This is a genomic window from Limnobacter sp. UBA7229, from assembly GCF_002473065.1.
GTDB lineage: Bacteria > Pseudomonadota > Gammaproteobacteria > Burkholderiales > Burkholderiaceae_B > Limnobacter > Limnobacter profundi.
This window is the reverse complement of the sequence record NZ_DKTN01000014.1, coordinates 38,112-58,234: the sequence shown is the minus strand read 5'-3', so window position 1 is coordinate 58,234 and position 20,123 is coordinate 38,112. Positions and strand designations below refer to the sequence as shown.

The 20,123-nt window shown below is 53.1% G+C and carries 21 protein-coding genes, 1 tRNA gene and 1 pseudogene; 9 read left to right on the top strand and 14 right to left on the bottom strand.

Annotated elements, in window-relative coordinates:
- Window positions 1-9: 9 nt before the first annotated feature.
- From B4C79_RS08465 to B4C79_RS08440, 6 genes and pseudogenes are all read left to right on the top strand, one after another.
- Window positions 10-1,359, top strand: coding sequence for a M16 family metallopeptidase (locus B4C79_RS08465; RefSeq protein WP_291741512.1), 1,350 nt, complete (start codon window positions 10-12; stop codon window positions 1,357-1,359).
- A gap of 5 nt (window positions 1,360-1,364) precedes the next feature.
- Entirely contained in the window at window positions 1,365-1,985 is a 621-nt protein-coding gene (gene rsmD, locus B4C79_RS08460; RefSeq protein ID WP_291741509.1) for a 16S rRNA (guanine(966)-N(2))-methyltransferase RsmD, read from the top strand.
- A 59-nt stretch (window positions 1,986-2,044) separates the two neighbouring features.
- Window positions 2,045-2,548 carry a pantetheine-phosphate adenylyltransferase gene (coaD, locus tag B4C79_RS08455; RefSeq protein ID WP_105027419.1) on the top strand — a complete coding sequence of 168 codons (504 nt, stop codon included), beginning with the start codon at window positions 2,045-2,047 and terminating at the stop codon, window positions 2,546-2,548.
- 9 nt (window positions 2,549-2,557) lie between these two features.
- Window positions 2,558-2,785 (top strand): annotated as a pseudogene (locus B4C79_RS08450) (YfhL family 4Fe-4S dicluster ferredoxin); the annotation flags it as partial.
- Between the two features lie 231 nt (window positions 2,786-3,016).
- Window positions 3,017-3,301, top strand: coding sequence for a hypothetical protein (locus tag B4C79_RS08445; protein ID WP_240605626.1), 285 nt, complete (start codon window positions 3,017-3,019; stop codon window positions 3,299-3,301).
- A gap of 14 nt (window positions 3,302-3,315) precedes the next feature.
- A complete protein-coding gene (locus B4C79_RS08440) occupies window positions 3,316-3,933 on the top strand; it encodes a hypothetical protein (RefSeq protein WP_291741499.1) in 618 nt (205 codons plus the stop codon).
- Here B4C79_RS08440 and B4C79_RS08435 read toward each other — a convergent pair.
- The 5 genes from B4C79_RS08435 to leuA all read right to left on the bottom strand — a co-directional run bounded on the left by B4C79_RS08435 (window position 3,930) and on the right by leuA (window position 9,859).
- Window positions 3,930-5,159: a hypothetical protein gene (locus B4C79_RS08435; protein WP_291741495.1), complete on the bottom strand. Its 1,230-nt coding sequence runs from the start codon at window positions 5,157-5,159 to the stop codon at window positions 3,930-3,932. The genes B4C79_RS08440 and B4C79_RS08435 overlap by 4 nt on opposite strands.
- Window positions 5,160-5,264: 105 nt before the next feature.
- Window positions 5,265-6,356: a redox-regulated ATPase YchF gene (gene ychF / locus B4C79_RS08430; protein ID WP_291741492.1), complete on the bottom strand. Its 1,092-nt coding sequence runs from the start codon at window positions 6,354-6,356 to the stop codon at window positions 5,265-5,267.
- A gap of 46 nt (window positions 6,357-6,402) precedes the next feature.
- Window positions 6,403-7,515, bottom strand: coding sequence for a patatin-like phospholipase family protein (locus B4C79_RS08425; RefSeq protein ID WP_291741490.1), 1,113 nt, complete (start codon window positions 7,513-7,515; stop codon window positions 6,403-6,405).
- A complete protein-coding gene (gene pth / locus B4C79_RS08420; RefSeq protein WP_171100794.1) occupies window positions 7,512-8,111 on the bottom strand; it encodes an aminoacyl-tRNA hydrolase in 600 nt (199 codons plus the stop codon). Before pth ends, B4C79_RS08425 begins: the two co-directional genes overlap by 4 nt.
- A gap of 77 nt (window positions 8,112-8,188) precedes the next feature.
- Window positions 8,189-9,859 (bottom strand): 2-isopropylmalate synthase, encoded by a 1,671-nt coding sequence (gene leuA, locus B4C79_RS08415; protein WP_291741486.1) that lies wholly within the window; start codon window positions 9,857-9,859, stop codon window positions 8,189-8,191.
- A gap of 141 nt (window positions 9,860-10,000) precedes the next feature.
- Here leuA and B4C79_RS08410 point away from each other — a divergent pair, with 141 nt between their 5' ends.
- A complete protein-coding gene (locus B4C79_RS08410; protein ID WP_291741485.1) occupies window positions 10,001-10,468 on the top strand; it encodes an Lrp/AsnC family transcriptional regulator in 468 nt (155 codons plus the stop codon).
- Window positions 10,469-10,477: 9 nt separating this feature from the next.
- Here B4C79_RS08410 and B4C79_RS08405 read toward each other — a convergent pair whose 3' ends face one another.
- From B4C79_RS08405 to B4C79_RS08375, 7 genes are all read right to left on the bottom strand, one after another.
- Window positions 10,478-11,110: an exopolysaccharide biosynthesis protein gene (locus tag B4C79_RS08405; RefSeq protein ID WP_291741482.1), complete on the bottom strand. Its 633-nt coding sequence runs from the start codon at window positions 11,108-11,110 to the stop codon at window positions 10,478-10,480.
- 106 nt (window positions 11,111-11,216) lie between these two features.
- Window positions 11,217-11,804 (bottom strand): 50S ribosomal protein L25/general stress protein Ctc, encoded by a 588-nt coding sequence (locus tag B4C79_RS08400; protein WP_105027408.1) that lies wholly within the window; start codon window positions 11,802-11,804, stop codon window positions 11,217-11,219.
- A gap of 101 nt (window positions 11,805-11,905) precedes the next feature.
- Window positions 11,906-12,859, bottom strand: a complete 954-nt coding sequence (locus B4C79_RS08395; RefSeq protein ID WP_105027407.1) for a ribose-phosphate diphosphokinase — start codon at window positions 12,857-12,859, stop codon at window positions 11,906-11,908.
- A gap of 73 nt (window positions 12,860-12,932) precedes the next feature.
- A tRNA-Gln gene (locus B4C79_RS08390) sits at window positions 12,933-13,009 on the bottom strand.
- Window positions 13,010-13,024: 15 nt separating this feature from the next.
- Complete coding sequence (gene ispE, locus B4C79_RS08385) at window positions 13,025-13,942, bottom strand: 4-(cytidine 5'-diphospho)-2-C-methyl-D-erythritol kinase (protein ID WP_171100790.1); 918 nt, start codon at window positions 13,940-13,942, stop codon at window positions 13,025-13,027.
- A gap of 3 nt (window positions 13,943-13,945) precedes the next feature.
- Window positions 13,946-14,515 (bottom strand): hypothetical protein, encoded by a 570-nt coding sequence (locus B4C79_RS08380; RefSeq protein ID WP_105027405.1) that lies wholly within the window; start codon window positions 14,513-14,515, stop codon window positions 13,946-13,948.
- A 4-nt stretch (window positions 14,516-14,519) separates the two neighbouring features.
- On the bottom strand, window positions 14,520-16,298 hold the full coding sequence (locus tag B4C79_RS08375) for a tetratricopeptide repeat protein (protein ID WP_171100788.1): 1,779 nt from the start codon (window positions 16,296-16,298) through the stop codon (window positions 14,520-14,522).
- A 79-nt stretch (window positions 16,299-16,377) separates the two neighbouring features.
- On the opposite strand from B4C79_RS08375, the gene mutM reads away from it, so the two are divergent.
- Together mutM and mutY are read left to right on the top strand one after the other, a co-directional pair.
- Window positions 16,378-17,196, top strand: a complete 819-nt coding sequence (gene mutM / locus B4C79_RS08370) for a bifunctional DNA-formamidopyrimidine glycosylase/DNA-(apurinic or apyrimidinic site) lyase (protein ID WP_291741476.1) — start codon at window positions 16,378-16,380, stop codon at window positions 17,194-17,196.
- A 7-nt stretch (window positions 17,197-17,203) separates the two neighbouring features.
- Window positions 17,204-18,325 (top strand): A/G-specific adenine glycosylase, encoded by a 1,122-nt coding sequence (gene mutY / locus B4C79_RS08365; protein WP_291741471.1) that lies wholly within the window; start codon window positions 17,204-17,206, stop codon window positions 18,323-18,325.
- Here mutY and rapZ read toward each other — a convergent pair.
- Both rapZ and hprK read right to left on the bottom strand, forming a co-directional pair.
- Window positions 18,278-19,147 (bottom strand): RNase adapter RapZ, encoded by an 870-nt coding sequence (rapZ, locus tag B4C79_RS08360; protein ID WP_291741468.1) that lies wholly within the window; start codon window positions 19,145-19,147, stop codon window positions 18,278-18,280. The two genes, mutY and rapZ, sit on opposite strands and share 48 nt — an antisense overlap.
- On the bottom strand, window positions 19,140-20,123 hold the full coding sequence (gene hprK, locus B4C79_RS08355) for an HPr(Ser) kinase/phosphatase (protein WP_171100782.1): 984 nt from the start codon (window positions 20,121-20,123) through the stop codon (window positions 19,140-19,142). Before hprK ends, rapZ begins: the two co-directional genes overlap by 8 nt.

Here is a 20,123-nt window from a genome sequence, read left to right as displayed (position 1 = left end):
AAACAGAATATGTTGAGTAGCAAAAACAAAGTATTTATTCGCGGCCTGTTTGCCGCTGGTGCCACCGCAGCCGCCGTGTTTTCAGCGCCTGCAAACGCCGCCTTGCCGATTGAAAGCTGGACCGCAGCCAGCGGTGCGAAAGTGATGTTTATGCGCGCTGAAGCGTTGCCCATGCTGGATGTGCGCGTGGACTTTCCCGCGGGCAGCCGCGCAGACCCCAAGGGCAAAGAGGGCCTGGCCAGTGCAACCGGTGACATGATTGGTCGCGGTGCAGAAGGCCTTTCCGAGAACGACATTGCCGATGGCTTTGCTGACACCGGCGCGCAGTTTTCCGGCGGTGCCAGTAGCGATTCCGCAGGGGTGCAATTGCGTACCTTGACCTCCGAGCCCGAGTTTTCAAAAGCCATTTCCCTGATGAAAACCGTGCTGCAAAAGCCAGTGTTTAATGCAGAAATTTTGGCGCGTGAAACAGCGCGCAGTGTGGCTGGCCTGAAAGAGGCTTTGACCAAGCCCGACACCTTGGCGGACCGTGCATTTGCTACAGCGCTTTACCCCAATCACCCTTACGGCACACACACCACAGAAGCCAGCCTGAAAGCCATTACCCTGGCCGATGTGGAGCAGTTTTACAAAACCCGTTACCTGGGCAACAAGGCGGTGGTTTCACTGGTAGGCAATATTACCCGCGCACAAGCGGAGCAACTTGCCAATGAGTTGACCGCAGGCTTGCCCAAGGGTGAGCTACAAGGTAACCCCTTGGGCGGCACCGACTACCAAGAACTGCAGGCGGCCATGAAAGGCCAAACCATTCAAATTGATCACCCCGCTGCGCAAAGCCACATTTTGATGGGGCTGCCCGCCATGCGCCGTGGCGCACCCGATTACTTCGATTTGCTGGTGGCCAATCACATTCTGGGTGGCGGTGGTTTTGTGTCGCGCCTGATGGATGAAATTCGCGAGAAGCGTGGCTTGGCCTACAGCGCCTATTCTTACTTCATGCCGGCGGGCGATGCAGGCCCATTCCAGGCGGGCGTGCAAACCAAAAAAGAGTCCACTGCCCAAGCCGTGCAAATTATGCGGAAAACCATTCTTGATTTTATCGAGAAGGGCCCAACACAGGCCGAACTGAACGCCGCCAAACAAAACCTGGTGGGCGGCTTCCCCTTGCGGATCGACAGCAATGGCAAGTTGCTGGGCAATATTTCAATGATGGGCTTGCACAACATGCCTTTGGATTACCTGGACAACTGGACTGCCGAGATTGAGAAGGTCACCGTTCAAAGCGCGCGCGAGGCATTTGCCAAGCATGTGAAAGCGGACAAATTGGTGACCGTGGTGGTGGGCGGAAAGGTTGAGTAAGCAAGTTGAATAAGCAAGCCAATAAGCTCCGAATCATTGGCGGCGCGTGGCGCAGGCACTTGCTGCCCATAGCGCCAGTGGAGGGGCTGCGGCCCACACCCGACCGGGTTCGTGAAACCGTGTTCAACTGGCTTGGGCAAGACTGCACGGGCATGCAAGTGCTCGACTTGTACGCAGGCACAGGTGCCTTGGGATTTGAGGCGGCCTCGCGCGGGGCCAGCAATGTGGTGCTTGTGGAGCAGAACCGCCAGGTGGTTGCCCAGTTGCAGGAGAACAAATCCTACCTGCTGTCGAAATGGCCTGCGGCCGAGGGGGGCAAGCCGCCCTCCATTCAAATTGAAGCCAATGATGTGCTTGCTTGTCTGAAACGTTTGGCCAGCGCGGGCAAACAATTCGACCTGGTGGCGCTAGACCCCCCTTTTCGAAGCGATTTGATGCTGGCCACCCTGCCGCTGATCAAAGCAGTGTTGAAACCAGAGGGGCTGGTGTATGCCGAATGGCATGAAAACCTGCTTGCTGACGAGGCCGTGCTGTGCAAGGCGTTGAATGTTCAAGAAATTGATGCTTTGCGACATTTAAAAGCAGGCCAAGTGCATGCCCATTTGTTTGCCCTGCCTGCTGTGTGATACAAAGCGGGGATAGAGCAGTATCACGCGAATAAAACCCTTTGATATGGAGATCAGCGATGCGCATTGCTGTATATCCCGGAACATTTGACCCGTTAACCCGTGGTCATGAAGATTTGGTGCGCCGCGGCGCAAAAATATTCGACAAACTGGTGGTTGGTGTGGCCGACAGCCCCAACAAGAAGCCTTTCTTTTCAATGGACGAGCGTGTGCAAATTGCACGTGAAGTGCTAAGCCACTATCCCAATGTCGAAGTGAAGGGTTTTCGCGGCTTGCTGAAAGACTTTGTGCGCGACAACAACGCCAATGTGATTATTCGCGGCTTGCGTGCGGTAAGCGATTTTGAGTACGAGTTTCAAATGGCAGGCATGAACCGCTATTTGCTGCCCGATGTAGAAACCATGTTCCTGACGCCATCGGACCAGTACCAGTTTATTTCCGGCACTATCGTGCGTGAAATTGCTTCACTGGGTGGCGATGTCAGCAAGTTTGTGTTTCCGTCGGTTGAACATTGGTTGAACCAGAAGCTGGGGCTGACCCCGCCGCAGGTGATCAACAAGTAAAGTGAACATATGGCTTTAATCATCACCGATGAGTGCATCAATTGCGACGTGTGCGAGCCCGAGTGCCCGAACGGCGCGATCAGCATGGGTGAAGAAATTTATGAAATAGACCCTGGCAAGTGCACCGAGTGCGTGGGGCATTTCGACGAGCCACAATGCGTGGTGGTGTGCCCGGTTGAATGCATTCCCAAAGACCCGGCCCACCCCGACACCCGGCAGCAATTGCTGGGCAAGTTTTTCAAACTGCACCCTGACAAAACACCCTATTTACCTGCTGGTTCTGCGGAAGGTGATTCTGCGGTGGCATCCAAACCAGCCCCAACCGAAGGTTGTTGACAGTTCATTCCAGAAGCAACCCTGCATTCAGTTTCTTCAAACAAGGTTCCTGCAGCTTAATTCCTTTTTTCTATAATTCACCCTTTATTGAATTGGACTTTGTACGAAATATGTCGTACATTAAGCGTGCCTGTGGGTTATAGATCAGCAAAAAAAGAAATCTTGCGTGCGCTACGGAACGGAAATTATCAGCATGAGTCTCGTGGCGATATTGATGTGAAGAATTTGCTTGCTCTCGGTAAGGTTTCGGCGATCGAAGTCGCGACACTGATTGCCAGTAGCGATGGAAGTATGCACACGGAATCGCCTCACCATGTGGTCAAGGAGATCACGGTGCATGTGATTAAAGTTAAAAATTGGTACATCAAGTTTTATTTTGTGGACCCTGATGCCTGGTTTATCAGCGTTCATAAATAAATTCAGGAACACATATGAAACTTTTCATCGATGGAGATCAAAGTCGAGCCATTTGCAATCATTGTAGAAAAATGGTTTCGCTAACCTTTAAGCGAAGGGATGTTCCGTTCAGCGACAAAAAAGGATTCGCACACGATATTTTGGTGGGTGTGTGTGACCAATGCGATCATGTTGTATCCATCCCAGCCCAATCAACGCCCGCCATTTCAGAATCACGAAGAAAAGCGCTGAGATCGATTGAAGTTCGATTGCCGGCAATTTATCTCGATATGCTTGATTTGGCGGCATTCACTGTTGAGCCTGATTCGACGCCAGACTTTCGTAAAGACCTTTTGTGTTACTACATTCATGATTTGGCGCACGACCCCAAGGGAATTCAAAGGCTATTGTCTGCCCACAAGCTTTCATTGGTGAGTTACACGATCGATACGGTGAAGATTCCTCGTAGGCGACTTTCGATGAAAGTGCCAGAAAAGCTGAAAGTTGAGCTCCAACGTCTTGAGAGTGAAAGCGAACTGAACACAACAGATTTATTGAAGTCGGTTGTGTTTGACATTCAGCGTGACGTATTGCAGAAACCCAAACCACTCAAAATTAAGGCCTTACAGTACTTGGCGATGGTTGCTGGTTAGGGTTTATTGGCCAATACCGGGCACAACACCAGGCTTGATTTTTCCAGTGGGTGTTCGTTCAGTACCCTGAACCAGCCTTCTTGCCAGGCCCAGTAAGGCTTGTCTTCGCGTATGGCAGTTTCAGCCGCATCGCAATTCAATTCACGCACCTGTGCTTCAGCGGGAATGCCTTCGCTGCCTTTTATGGTTTCGGGTTGTAATTCAATCAAACCCTCCGATGCCATGTAGTTCATGTTGAAGGTCCAGGCTTGGGCATCCTCGTGGGTGTAGGTCCATTCGGCTTTGTTCAGGGTCCAGTTTTGCGCGGGCAGGCCACCCTCAAATTGTTGGGCAGAAAATGCGGCCTGGTGTGTTTCAGGCAAGTCATCTCGACGCACATAGGTACGAAGGTTTTCACCATGCAACTTGATAAAAGGCGCACCTTCACCGTTGTTGGCCTGCGCAAGGCGCAACACCAGCAGGTCTTGCTCGGCAGTGCCGGTCCATGGGAAGCCGTTCCATTGGCCGTCAATGTCTACTTTGAATTGTTTGAGTGAAACTTCGCGCATGGGGCCAGCCTCGGTTTGCGCATTCATGGCGATGTACAGTTGCTTGTTTTCCTGCGGGGTTTTAATACCCAGGCGCCAACCCAGGTTGAACTGATTGTCTGGAGTGTTGTTGCCCACTTTAAACTTGAACTGCTCCAGTTTGCCGCTCAGCTCTTGTTGGGCTTCAGTGTTGTTCACCATGAACTGTGCCTGTTCAAGTTCCAGTGAATTCAAAGCAAGTTCGGGTGTAAAAAAACCGGGGTTGGCCACTTGCGTGCTTTGCCAGGCCCGTGCGGCCAGCGCCACTGGCAGCACGGGTGTACAGCTCAAGCTGGGTTGGCCGCAGTCGGCTTCTTTCTCGGCTCGAGCAGCCAGGCCTTTGATGGTCAGAGACTCAACTTGAATTCGGCCTTGCTTGATCGACTCGACGGCGTTCATGCCCAGCCTGATCAAGGCCAGTTGAAGGTTTTCCTTGCGGGTGGGGTCATCCACTTCTATTTCAGAAATGATCAATTGCGGTTTCAGGGAAAGCGCAAGCACCACACGTTTTACATCAATACGCTGGTCGGGGTACTGATTGCGAACACTGTTCAGCTTGGGTTCCCAGATGAAGCGCGGCACTACAACGCCATGAGAAAAAATAACGCCGGTAAGAACGATCACAAAGGCAAGAATTGACCACTTCAGGGCTTTGGACATGGTTGGTGCAGCGAGTGAATACTGACATTACCGTAGCACAAAAAGACGACAAGCAAAAAACAAGGCCCCGAAGGGCCTTTGTTTTAAACCAGGCTTGCAGCTTGTTTAAACATTGAACAGGAAGTTCAGCACGTCGCCGTCTTTCACCACATACTCTTTGCCTTCAGCGCGCATTTTTCCAGCTTCCTTGGCACCGTTTTCGCCCTTGAACTGAATGTAGTCATCGAACGCAATGGTTTGGGCACGAATAAAGCCGCGCTCAAAATCGGTATGAATCACGCCAGCGGCTTTGGGTGCAGTGTCGCCAATGTGAATAGTCCACGCACGCACTTCCTTTGGGCCTGCGGTGAAGTAGGTTTGCAGGCCCAGCAATTTGAAGCCCGCACGAATTACTCGGTTCAGGCCAGGCTCGGTCATGCCCATGTCGGCCAGGAATTCCATTTTGTCGGCGTCTTCCAGGTCGGCTATTTCAGCTTCAATGGCGGCGCACACGGCAACCACCGGGGCATTCTGCTTTGCTGCGTATTCCTGCAAACGCTCAAGGAACGGGTTGTTCTCGAAACCAGTCTCGGCCACGTTGGCCACGTACATGGCTGGCTTTGCAGTGATCAAGCCAAAGCTTTTGATGGCGAACAGTTCTTCTTCATCCAGGCCCAATGCGCGCACGGGTTTGGCTTCGTTCAGTTGCGCCTCACAACGCTGCAAAATGGCCAGAATTTTTGCTGCTTCTTTGTCATTTGCACGCGCCTGTTTGGCATAGCGGTGTACGGCCTTTTCAACGGTGCCCATGTCAGCCAAACACAATTCGGTTTCAATGGTTTCAATGTCGGAAAGAGGGTCAACCCGTCCATTGACGTGAATGACGTTGTCGTCTTCAAAACACCGAACCACATTCACAATCGCATCGGTTTCGCGAATGTGAGCCAGAAACTGGTTGCCCAAACCTTCGCCTTTCGAGGCACCTGCCACCAGGCCTGCAATGTCTACAAATTCAACGGTGGCGGGCAAAATACGTTCGGGTTTTACAACATCAGCCAGCTGTTGCAAACGTGCGTCGGGCACTTCGACCATGCCCACATTGGGTTCGATTGTGCAAAAGGGATAATTTTCAGCCGCAATGCCCGCTTTGGTCAGCGCGTTGAACAGGGTGGATTTACCGACGTTGGGAAGGCCAACGATGCCGCATTTGAGGGTCATGAGAATTCGCTAAGTGCTTAATTGAATGGGGTGAATTGTACCGCGCCTAGCGATTCACGTTCGCAAGCCAGGTTGAAAAGTCTTCTGCCATGCGTTCGCTTTCGCGAATAGCCGCTTGCCACAGCGGTATGCGAATGCGGTGATCAAAGTTGTAGCGCTTAAAATCACTGCGGTCTGGAATTTTCTTCGCGGGCAAACGCTTTACAAATTCTGGCGAAGGGCACACCAGAATCACATTACTCATCCAATCCGGGTTGGCTTTGCGCAGTTTTAAAAACTTGTCCAGCCAACCTGGTGTAACCGTAGGCGCAAAGTGGGGGTAAAGTACCAGGCCATCGAGTCGGTGATAGGGCAAGGCCAAGTGGTAGTCGGTCAAGCCGCCATCCCAGAACGGGCCCTCGTGGTATTTCACTTCTGGGTGATCTTCGCGCAGGGCATGGGCTATTTTGTGTACCGGGTTCAGCACAAACGGAATACTGCCACTGGCCAGCAAGGCGTCGTGAACGTTCAATGCATCCAGGTCTTCGATCCTGGTGGGAATTCGATCAAAGGGCTGCTTGAGCCAATCGGTATGCGCCCCCGGGCTTTGAAATACCCATCGCTCGAAGTAGCTGGAAAGGCGATTGCGGTTTACGCTATTGGCCAATACCGCACTGGCGAAACCACGCTTGCGGGCACGCTGCTGTTGCGCATGGTGCAGCGGGGTCAACCCTTTGTTCACCCACACCAGCAATTCTTTGCCCAAAGGTTTCACCATATGTTGTGCTTCATCGGCCACCACGGCCTGCACCATGTTTTTGCATACACGGCTAATCTCGAATCTGTCCACACCTTTGTCGTAGTTTTGCGCTTCCACATATTGTTGGGCAAGGCGCTTTAAGGTGGCTGCCGGGTTACTGCTCGCGGCTGCGGCCATGCGCCAGGCACCGATTGAGGCACCAATCAGTTGCAGTGGCTTCACCCCCTGTTCAGCTCGTTTTTGTAGATGATCAGGCCCCAGCCAGTCGTTGAACAAATACTGATCAAGCCCCTGCAAAATCAAACCTTTCGGGCCGCCTGCGGCGGCGGGAATGGCGCAAATGTCTTCCGGCTTTAGGCCTTTGTTGGCAATGTGCGCTTTGGCGCGATCGCCCAAAATAATTTGTATGCTGCTTCTCATGCGCACTCCGTGTGAATGTGCGTGGTGGCCTGGCCAATTTGACCCTTCAAAATCAGCTCGGTGTGTTTCAGCAACACGTCGATTGACTTGTCGATGATTTGCTGTTGCTCGTTGCTGGGGCGGTGCAATACAAAGTCGGCCACACCTTGTTGCAGGTTCAGGCTGCGAGGGTGGCCAATGCCAATGCGTGCGCGCCAGAATTCGTTGCTGCCCATGTGTGCATGAATGTCTTTCAAACCATTGTGGCCGGCATGGCCGCCACCTTTTTTCATTTTGATTTGACCGGGTAGCAAGTCCAGTTCATCGTGCGCGACTAGAATTTCTTCAGGCTTGATTTTGAAGAATTTTGCCAAAGCGCCAACAGCCTGACCAGAGCGGTTCATGAAGGTAGTGGGGAACAGCAGCCACACGTCTTCACCTGCAAACTTGATGCGCGCCAGGTCGCCAAAAAAACGCTTGTCGCTTTGTAAAAACACATTGTGTTTGCGTGCCAATGCTTCCAGATACCAAACGCCCGCGTTGTGGCGTGTGTCTGCATACTGCGGGCCAGGGTTGCCAAGGCCAACGATCAGCTTGATGGGGGTGTTGCTGGACATGAAGTAAAATACAGCCCTGTGGATCACAAGGCTGTATTTTCGCTGATAGTTCGGCTGATTCCAAACAATCGCAGTGATTATTTCAATTCGACTGGCATGGGCGTTTCAACCCTGCGCCATGCACTGACCAGCGCCATCAAGCTGGCGGTGGTGATGTTGTCGTGAAAGCCCACACCAAATTTGCTGCCAGGCACATTGGGCACGCTTACTTCAATAATCGCCATAGCCTTTGATTTTGCGCCTTGGCCTACGCTGCGCTCCTCGAAGCCAACTATGTCCATGGGCACACCAAGGGCTTGCACCGCGGCATCCAGCGGGCCATTGCCCACGCCTTCAAGGCGCATAATTTCGCCGTGTTGCTGTACTGTAATCTCAATGCCTTGGCCGCCTTCGGCATCAAACACTTTGTGGCTGATGTAGCGCGGCTGGCTGTCGTCGTTTTGCAAATAGGTTTGCTCAAACAAAGCCCATAGGGCGGGCGATGTCATTTCAGCAGCCGTGCTGTCGCTCACCTTTTGCACAACGCTTGAAAACTCCACTTGCATGCGGCGTGGCATGACCACGCCATGTTCGCGTTCCAGAATGTAGGCAATGCCTCCTTTGCCAGACTGGCTGTTCACACGGATCACGCTGTCGTAGGTGCGGCCTACATCAACAGGGTCGATTGGCAGGTAGGGCACTTCCCAAATGGCATCGGGCTTTTGAATGTCAAAACCTTTCTTGATGGCATCCTGATGTGATCCGGAAAACGCGGTGTACACCAAATCGCCCACATACGGGTGGCGTGGGTGAATGGGCAGTTGCGTACAACTTTCCACCACTCGGGCCACAGCATTGATGTCGGAAAAATCAAGGTTCGGGTGCACACCTTGGGTGTACATGTTCAAGGCCAGCGTCACGATGTCGACGTTGCCACAGCGTTCGCCATTGCCGAACAAGCAGCCTTCAACACGTTGCGCACCAGCCATCATGGCCAGTTCGGCGGTGGCCACACCCGTGCCACGGTCATTGTGTGGGTGCACGGACAGCACCACATGTTCACGACGATTCAGGCGCCTGTTCATCCACTCGATTTGATCGGCGAACACATTGGGTGTGCTCCATTCCACCGTGGTGGGCAGGTTGATGATGATCTTTCTACCTGGCCCGGCTTCCCAGGCTTCAATGGCGGTGTTGCAAGCCTGCAAAGCCACGTCCAGTTCAGTCATGTTGAAACACTCGGGCGAGTACTGCAAAACCCACTGGGTTTCAGGGTGTGCATCGGTGAGTTCTTTCACTTTTTGCACGCGCTTTTTCACCATGTCGATCACTTCAGGCACAGTCATGCGGAACACCGTATTTCTCCACACGGGTGCGGTGGAGTTGTAGATGTGGACGATGGCGCTTTTGGCACCAATCACCGATTCCACTGTTCGCTCGATAAGATCATCACGAGCCTGGGTCATGACCATGGGGGTGACATCGTTCGGAATTAAATCGTTGTCGATCAAATGCCGAACCACGTCGAAGTCGATTTGAGAGGCAGCCGGAAAGCCTACCTCAATTTCCTTAAAGCCAATGCGCACCAATTCCTTGAAGAAGTCCAGTTTGGTGGCCACACTCATGGGTTCAAAAATCGCTTGGTTGCCGTCGCGCAAATCGGTGCTTAACCAGATTGGCGCATGTTCAATGGCCTTGTTGGGCCATGTTCTGTCGGGCAGGTCCACTTTGTAAGCGGGGCGATATTTGGTGGCGGGGTTCTTCAACATACTGCGTTGGCCTGAAAGGTGGATCGATTGAAAATAGTGTAGGTGTTTTGGGGTGAAAGATGATTGCGTTTATTGCTTGGATAATCTTGTTAATTGGCAGATAATTGCGAAAATAGTTTATTTAAAGGCATTGAAAGCCAAATGCAAGAACTGGACCGCTACGACAAACGAATTCTGACCCTGTTGCAAGCCGATGGGCGAATGAGTAACCAAGACCTGGCCGATGCCATTGGATTGTCGCCTTCGCCGTGTTTGCGCCGAGTGAAAGCCCTTGAAGACGCGGGCTTGATTACCGGTTACCGCGCCTTGGTGGATGCGAAAAAACTGGGGTACAGCCTGATGGCGCTAATTTATATTTCCATGGATCAGCACACGCCGGAACGCTTCGCCAGTTTTGAAGGCGCGATTGAAGCAATTCCCGAGGTGCTGGAGTGTTTGCTGATTACCGGTCAGCAGGCCGATTACCAGTTAAAGGTGATTGTTGCCGACATGGACGGCTACCAGAATTTGCTGTTGAACAAAATTACCCGCATTAAAGGTGTAACTGGGGTGCACACCAGTTTTGTATTGCGCAGGGTGGTGGATAAAACGGAGGTGCCAGTAGATTAACTTGCAAACTCAGTTTTGCAACATGTTTTGAATCATCATGCCGCCGCCGCCGATCAGTACGCCGAAGTACACAATTGAGGCCACATTGGCCAAATGCCCCAGCAGCACGGCTGCGCCGTCGCGTTGAATCAGGCCCACTGCCAGAAAAAGCAGGGCGATACCCGGCACGGTGTTGGAGAACGGAATGAAGCCAAAGGGTGCCATCAGCAACACGGCGCCCAGAATCAGGCCACCATCATTGATGATGTTCATGCCTCGGCCTGTGGTCAGCCAAGCCATGCGGTGGGGTTTGCTGATTTTTTCAAGGCGTGGAATCCACACCAAGCCTTTTTCAAGTGCATTGCGCAGCTTGTCTGCTGGCAGGGCGCGTTCTTTGAAGCGCTTGGGTAGCCACAAGGTTCGACCGAAAATTCTGCTGACGCCAATCAGTAAAATGGCTGCGCCAAAAATGGTGCTGACCCCCGGAATTGATACTGGCACCATGAACACCAGTGTGAGAAATGCCACCAATAGCAGCATGCCGTCGCGGCCCACCAGGTCTAGAATTTCACCAAGGCTGACCGTGCTTGTGGGCAGTTGTGCGATCACTTGTTTGATTTGATCGCCCAATGGCAATTCATCGAAATTGGGTGTGTTGTTCACTTCGGGTTTTGTGCTTGATTGATGAATGAGCCCACATTGTGCCCATAAAAAAAGCCGCTGAACTTCAGTGCAGCGGCTTTTTCGGTACTAAATGGACTTCGAGAGTTTACTCGTCGCCGCCCTTAGCCGCACCAGCCTTGATTTTCACTGTAACCAGTGACAGGTCTTGCTGACCGTGGTTGGGGATGCTTACACCTTCAGGGAACTGCAGATCAGTCACGTGGATTGAGCGCTTGGTCACGTCCAGCACGCTGCAATCGACGGCGATGAATTCTGGCAGGTCTTTGGGCAAGCATTCGATTTCGATCTGGTTGGCCACGAAGGTAACCTGACCGGCATACAGCTTGACTGCTGGGCTTTCCAGGTGACCTGAATAGTGCAAAGGCACGTTCATGTGGATCTTCTGGTTACCGTCGATGCGCTGGAAATCGATGTGCAGCAACTGTGGCTTGTAAGGGTGTGACTGGAAGTCGCGCAGCAACACTTGCTGTGACTTGCCGTCAATTTCCAGATCCAGAATACTGGAGTGGAATTTTTCCTTTTGAATTGCGTGCCACAGGGGGTTGTGTTCAATTGACACAGCCTGAGCTTCCTGATTTGCGCCATAAACAATGCCAGGTACCTGGCCAGCACGACGCAGGCGGCGGCTCGCTCCGGAACCCTGCTCTGTGCGGGATGTTGCAACTACTTTCATGTTGATTCTCCAAATTTGACTTCACCGCGACCAGTGAAACCAAGTTATGCGGCACTTGAAGGCGTCCGCAAAAAAGCCCAAAACAACTTGTTACCTAAAACTTAATCAATAAACAGCGAGCTGACCGAGTCAGAGCGAACGATGCGGCGAATTGTTTCGGCCAGCAGTTCATCAACACTCAGAACACGAATGGTTTTGCTGTTGTTGGCTTCCTCAGACAAAGGAATGGTGTCGGTCACTACCAGTTCGTCCAGATCAGATTCTTCTACACGTTGAATGGCACCACCCGACAACACGGGGTGGGTACAGTAAGCAACTACTTTTTTCGCGCCGTTGGCTTTCAGGGCCGCGGCGGCTTTGCACAGGGTGTTGGCGGTGTCGACCATGTCGTCCATGATCACGCAGGTGCGGTCTTTCACATCGCCAATAATATTCATCACTTCTGCCACGTTGGCGCGGGGGCGACGCTTGTCGATAATGGCCAAATCGCAATTCAGGCGCTTGGCCAGCGCGCGGGCACGAACCACGCCGCCTACATCGGGCGACACAACCATCAGGTTGTCGAGGTTTTGCTTCCAAACATCGCCCAGCAACACTGGCGATGCATAAATATTGTCTACGGGAATGTCAAAGAAACCCTGAATTTGGTCGGCGTGCAGGTCCATGGTCAGCACGCGGTCAACGCCTACAACCTGCAGCATGTTGGCCACTACTTTGGCAGTGATTGCCACACGTGAAGAGCGCACGCGGCGATCTTGACGGGCATAGCCGAAGTAAGGAATGGCTGCGGTAATACGGCCAGCTGATGCGCGCTTGAGCGCGTCGATCATGACCATCATTTCCATGAGGTTGTCGTTGGTGGGGGCGCATGTGGATTGCAGTACAAACACGTCTTTGCCGCGCACGTTCTCGTTGATCTCGACCATGACTTCACCGTCTGAGAAACGACCTACGGTAGCCTTGCCCAGCGGAATGTTCAGCTGTTTGGCCACTGATTCGGCCAATGCAGGGTTCGCATTGCCGGTGAAGATCATTAGACTGCTGTCGGTTGCCATTGTTTACCCCAGGGCTTGACGTGTGCGTTGGCGAAATAAAAAAAGGGCCAACCGGTGGCTGGCCCTTTGGTTTTGGCAGAGGAGGAAGGATTCGAACCTTCGAATGCCGGAATCAAAATCCGGTGCCTTAACCAACTTGGCGACTCCCCTAAAACTTTTATCGATTCAGCTTGGTTTGATTTTGCATTCAAACAACTGCCCACGCTGTAATTCAGGCGCATCGGCGACTGCTGCCACTGCGGTGCTAAGTTGGCTTGGGCTGGCAAACAAAGCAAACATGGCGGAGCCGGAACCTGACATTCGAATCAATTGCGGGTTGAGCTTTGCAACACAGTTTGAAAAAACACCAAACTGCTGTTCCCATTCCGGGTAGTTGCGTGACACAACAGCTTGCAAAGCATTCTGTGTGTTGGCTTGCAGGCAAGCCATCAACTCACTATTCATTCGGCGGGCCGAATCGAAGACCGCTATTTTGACGTCACTTGAGTTGCGTGTCAATTGCGGATCGCTAAATATTTTGGGCGTGGGGCAAGAAAGTGGCGGTTTGTAGACAATTAAATGCCCTGAAATGCCCTGAATTGGTGTGATTGCCTCGCCAATGCCTTCGACAAAAGCACTGCTGTCCTGAAGAAAGAAGGGCACATCAGCCCCAAGCGTCAGGCCGATCGCAGCCAGTTGTTCAGGTTCAATCGGGTTTTGGTGGTGCTGTTGTAGCAGGCGCAGTACAGTGGCAGCGTTGCTGCTGCCGCCACCCAAACCCGCCTGTTCCGGAACTTGCTTGTCGACATGAATGGTCACTGCGTAGCCCATTCCAATGTTGGCGTGGGCATAAAAGGCCTTGCAGGCGCGAACTGTCAGGTCAATTTGTTCAGGAATGTGAACAAGGTCACCACTTCGCTGAATGACCAATTCACGGCTTGAATTGGTTTGCACTGACACGGATAGTTGATCACCCAGCGTGATTGGGCAAAAAATACTTTGGAGCAGGTGGTAACCATCAGCCCTTCGGCCTGTGATGTGCAAAAACAGATTGATTTTTGCAGGCGAAAAGGCCGAGAGTTTGGCCGGGCTGGGAACGTTCACGCTTTATTTGCCCAGGGTGCCTTGCGGAATCAGGTCGATACGGCCTGACGTGTTGTTCTCAATAAACACCACGCGGTATCGGCCATTCTGGTTTTCCCAAGCCCAGTTGGTGGGCAGTGTGGGTAATTCATTGGGGTTCGGGTTTTCCATCCACTGCACCAAGGCTTCAGCAGGCAGTTCAACCGGAAACATCAAATCGAACAGGCTTTGCCAGTCTTTGGCCAGATACACCCGGCCATCTGCGGCCCGGACTTCGTAAAAATTACCCAAGCGTTTTGCGCTGCCCAGCGAAGGGCCCAATGTGGAGCTGACTTCCAGGTAGGCAATTTCAGGGGCTTGGCTTGGCCCAGTGCGGCCCGAACGCCATTCATAGGTGCCCGAAATAGAATCAGCTTCAATTTTCCCGTCGGCTTGTTCAACTTTCCAAATCAACCCAAAACGTCCGTAGTGGCAGCTTGACTGGATCGACTTGCAATCCACTTCAGTGCTTGGGTTTTGACCCAAAGTGCTGCAGGCAGCCAGGCTTGCGCCGATCAAGCCGATACAGGCCAGGCGCAATGTTGATAAAGCCATGAACTTAAATTCCCTCAAGCTGTTGAACCAGTTTTTTCAATGCTTTGCTGTCTGGGTAACGAACGGTCAAGCTGTTTCCGAGTTGACGTGCTTCTTCTTTTTTTCCGGACTTGAGCAACACTTCAAGCAGGTGCAGACCGATTTCTTCGTCCTGGCGCAGACCAAACGCTTTTTGCAACGTTGCTTCAGCACTGTCCAGCTTGCCCAAGCGGTAATGTACCCAGCCCAGTGAATCGAGAATGAAGGGGTCGTTGGGAGCCAGTTCCACTGCCTTTTTAATCAACTCGTAAGCTTCTTCCAGCCGAATATTATTCTCGGCCCAGGTGTAGCCCAAAGCGTTGTAGCCGTGTGGGTTTTCAGGGCGAACTGCGATAAGGCGCTTTAGGAACTGCTCCACACGCGGCAGGTCGTCTTGCCGCTCAGCCACCATGGCACGCTCGTAAAGCAGGTCGGGTTGGTCCGGGAAGTTCAGCAAGGCCAGTTCAAGTTCGGTGGCGGCTTCAGCAGGTGCTTTTTGCGATTCCGCCAATTGCGATTTCGCCAGTGCCAGTCGCACAGACTCATCTTCATTCTTGGGTTTGAATTGATTCAGTACCCGCTTGGCGGACAATGCATTGCCCTGTTTTTCGAACAAGGCTGACTTTTTCAGTTGTACATCCAGATTGTCGGCTGCATTGGGCGTGGTGTCCAACCACTTCAGGGCGGCCACATAGTCTTTGCGTTCAAGTGCCATGTCAGACAGCGTGGCGTGTATCAGCGATTCGTTCTGGCGTTCTGCCGGTGTGGTTTTGTCCAGATAAATCTTGAAGTGCTGCTCGGCGGCTTTGTAGTCTTTGAGCTGTGTAAGTACAAAGCCCTGGCTGGAATACAGGGGAATGTTGTCGGGTTGAAGCTCGATCATTTCCGCAAACCGTTGCCGTGCTTGCGCCCACTGCCCAAGCTGCGTGTGGTTGCGAGCCAGGTAAAGGCGCGCACCAAACCAGTTGGGGTGCAGTAGCGCCTGCTCGTTTACCAGTTGCATGGCGGCATCCAGGTTGCCGTCGCGTTTTTCCATGAACTGAGCCATCAGCACATAAAAACGTTCTTGTGGCGATTTGCGCAATACGTTTTCCATGTGGCCCACAGCCTGTGGGTACAACTCGGAATTGTTGGCAAGCTGGGCGAGCAAGGTTTGTGCTTCCAGATCATCGGCATTGTTGCCGAACAGCTCGATACCGGTTTGGTACGCTTTGTTTTTGTCGGGAATGCGCTGAAGCATGTCCAGCGCAACTTTCTCGGTGCTGGAACCCCCAAGCCCCGGGTTTGCGGTCTCGGCGGTTTGCACATCGGCCAAGAAAGCCTTGAGTGCAGGCATTGCCTGATCGACCCGGTTGGTGCCCAGTTGCAGCAGCATGATGGAGCGGCTGGCCTGTTTGTCGCCGGGTGACAATTCTGACCACACTTGGGCTGCGCTCAAGGCCAGGTCCAATTGGCCTTCAGCCAGGCTGATTTCGACCGCCCTTTTTGCAAGATCGGGATCGCGCTGTTGTTTTGCCGCCTCGGTGTATGCCAGCGTGGCAGAATACGTGTCGCCGCGTTGGCTGGCAATTTCAGCGGTAAGCAGGGCAAACAGTGGGTCTTGTTTTACCATGTCGGCCACACGGGCCTCATAGGCTTTTTGCTCGGCAGACATTTTCTGTTGCGCCGGTTCGCCCTGTTCAGCCGGCACGGTGGCGCAGCCTGTGGTGAGGCTGGCTGCCAGAAAAAATACCGGGCCTGCGATGGTCCATTTAAAACAAGTCATACTGTTGAACCCAATGAAAAACTGGTGAATCCACGTTTATTTTTATCACATTAACAGATGCGCGTGCGCGCTTTAGCTTATGCCTGAATTACCCGAGGTAGAAATCACCAAAAGAGGCGTAGACCTGCATTTCACAGGGCAGCGCCTGTTGGCTTGCACCGTGCGGCAACCCCGTTTGCGTTGGCCCGTGCCGGTTCAAGTGCAAAGTTGTGTAAAGCAGATATTGCAAGGCGTGGAGCGCCGCTCGAAATACATGTTGATGGATTTCGGTGGGCAAGTGTTGGTGGTGCATTTGGGCATGTCGGGTTCCATGAAAATTGTGAGCGCCAGCACTCCGTGGGACAAGCACGATCACATTGAATGGAATTTTGGGGAGAAGGTTCTGCGTTACAACGACCCGCGCCGCTTTGGCAGTGTGGAGTACGTCGAAAAAGCGCCGGGTTGGGAAAACAGTTTTATACGGTTTGCAAAACTGGGGCCTGAGCCTTTCAGTGAGGCATTCACACCCGAATCGTTTTTCAAGGCCACGCGCGGCAAAAAAGTGTCGATCAAGGCCTTGCTGTTAAGTGGGCTTGCTGTAGTTGGTGTGGGTAATATTTATGCGTGCGAGGCGCTGTTTCGCAGTGCAATCCGACCCGGTAAAGCCGCGGGGCGGCTGAGTAGGGCAAATACGCAGGCCTTGCATGCAGCGGTGGTTGCTGTTTTAACTGAGGCGATTGAGCGGGGTGGTTCAACCCTGCGTAATTTTCAAGCCATTGATGGCGAGTGGGGACATTTTCAGTTGCATTGTGATGTGTATGGCCGCGAGGGGCAGCCTTGCAAGCGCTGTGGGGGCGCTGTGAAACGCCGTGTAATGAACCAGCGCAGCACGTTTTATTGCGCGCAATGTCAGGAATGAAGCAACCATGAGCCCTTTGACCGGAGAGGCATTTGGCGAGGTGCTCGTGCGGTGGCAAAAGCGGCACGGCCGGCAAAGCCTGCCCTGGCAGCACACAGGCGATGCCTACAAGGTGTGGCTAAGCGAAGTGATGTTGCAGCAAACCCAAGTAACAACGGTGCTGGGCTATTACACCCGTTTTTTGCAGGCTTACCCAACGGTTTCCGATTTGGCCGCCGCCCCGGAACAGGATGTGATGCAGTTGTGGGCAGGTTTGGGTTATTACACCCGCGCGCGTAATTTGCACGCCTGTGCCAAGCAGGTTGTGGCCCGTTTTGACGGGCAATTTCCGCGCACGGTGAGCGAGCTTGAAAGTTTGCCCGGCATTGGTCAGTCCACTGCAGGTGCAATCGCATCACTGGCTTATGGAGTGCCGGCCCCCATTCTGGACGGCAATGTGAAACGTGTGTTTTGCAGGTACTACGGCATCGAGGGATACCCCGAGCAAACCACCATCAAGAAAACCCTGTGGGAAATTGCGGATGCCAATGTGCCAGCACAGCAGCCCGGCGTGTACAACCAGGCCTTGATGGACCTTGGGGCCACCTGCTGCGTACCGCGCAACCCAGCCTGCTCGGCCTGCCCCTTGATGCAAAGTTGTGTGGCTTTGGGAAAAGGCATGGTGGGTTTGTTGCCTACACCAAAGCCTAAAAAGGCTCGACCCGAATTGTATTTCGTCAGCTTGATTGTGGAAGACGAGGGGGGTGGAGTGCTGCTTGAACTGCAAACGGACAAAGCTGTTTGGCAGGGCCTGTGGACCACGCCATTTGAAGCTTGCGATAGTCAGCCAGATTTTGCAGGCTTAACCCGAATTGCAACTGCCTGGGTTGAACACTATGGCTTGCAGGCGCACCGTGCTGACATTGAGCAACAGTTGCCTGGTTTGCAAGGCCAACCTTGGCTGGTACATGAATTAACCCACCGCAAAATGCATTTCAAGGTGTTGCGCCTGAAAGTGCCCGGCGCATGGGCAGCTTGCCACTCGGTTGGTGACAAACCGGTGCCCAAAATTGTTCACAAACTGCTTGGCCAAGTGCGGGTGTTAACCCAGGCTGCGGTGCCGCAACAAAACACTCTCGATCTGAGGTAGGGGTTCGCTGGTAAAACGCTTTGCCAGCGTTTCGGCCACATACACCGAGCGATGCTGGCCACCCGTGCAACCAATTGCCACGGTCACATAGCTGCGTTGTTCATTCAAATAAGACGGCAACCAATTTCTCAAATAGGTTTCGATGTCGCTAATCAGCGGGTCGCTGCGATTGTCGGCCTGAATGTAGCGTTGAACCTCCACGTCTTTGCCAGTCAGAGGGCGCAGGCTTTTGTCGTAGTAGGGGTTGCTCAGGCAGCGCACATCAAACACCAGGTCGGCATCTGAAGGCAGGCCCTTTTTGAAACCGAAAGTTTCAAACACCAGGGTAAGTTTGGCCGATTCTTCTTCCACAGTTTCAAGCACCCATCTGCGCAGCACGTTGGGTTGCAGGGCTGAGGTGTCAATACAGCTTGCAATGTTTCTCAGCGGCTCGAGCGCTTCTCGTTCCGCATCAACACATTCTTGCACCGTGGCCTGTTCGCCAAGGCGTGCGCTCATGGGGTGACGTCGGCGGCTTTCCGAGTAGCGGGTGATCAGGGTTTCATCGTCGGCATCCAGAAACAGGATGCGAACATCGGTTCCTTTGGCCTTCATGTCTTGAATGATTTGCGGCACATCAATGATGTCGCGCCCTGTGCGTGCATCGGCAGCAATGGCAATTTGGGTGATACCTTCGGAGGACAAGCGCTGGATGACTTGCGGAATGAAGGAAGGCGGCAAGTTGTCAACGCAATAAAAGTGGGAGTCTTCCAGCGCACGAATTGCGACTGATTTACCCGAGCCTGAGAGGCCGGTGACCAATACCACCTTCATGTTAATCATGGCCGATGTCCGTTTCGGTGTCGGGGTCAACCTGGAGGTGGTCGATGCCGCCCAGCTCACTGAGCATGGCCTTTTGTTGACGCACCATGAACTCGTCCAGTGTATTGATGCCCCGCATTTGCAAAATGGTGTTGCGCACTGCGGCTTCAAGAAGCACGGCCAAGTTACGGCCTGCTGCCACTGGCAAAATGGCTTTGCGAATGGGCAGGCCCAGCACTTCCTGGAATTGCTGCTCGGTCACCAGGCGTTCCTGGTGCAATTCAAGCGAGGCCTTGCGCACCAGGTGCACAATCAGTTTCAAGCGCATTTTTCGGCGTACGGCCGTTTCACCAAAAATAGCCTTGATGTCGAGCAGGCCTACGCCGCGCACTTCCATCAGGTTGCGAATCAGTTCCGGGCAGCGGCCCTCGATGTAGTTGGGGGCCACGCGCGAGAACTCCACCACGTCGTCAGCCACCAGGCCATGCCCGCGTGAAATCAATTCCAGGCCCAGTTCGCTTTTGCCCAAACCTGATTCGCCACAAATAAGCACGCCCATGCCCAGCACATCCATGAAAACGCCATGCATCATGGTGGTGGGGGCGAGCCATTTGTTGATATACACGCGCAGAAAGTCGATGATTTCGGCGGCCGACAGGGGTGTGGCGAGCAGGGGAATGTTGGATTCGTCGCAGGCGGCTTTCAAAAGTGGGTGCGGTTGAAATGATTCAGCCACGATGACAGCGGGCGGATCGCCTTCAATCAGTTTGTCGATTTGGTGTTTTTTGCGTTCGTCGCTGATGCGGGCGAAATATTCGATTTCCTGTCGACCAAACACCTGGATGCGACCCGGGTGAATGGTGTTGAGGTGACCTACCAGATCAGAGGAAGCAAAACACTGAAGATCCAGGTGGCGGTCACCGCCATTTAAACCGGCCAGCCAGTCAAGCTTGAGTTTGTTGCGGTTGGCTTCGATCAGTTCTTTCAGTTGCTTCAC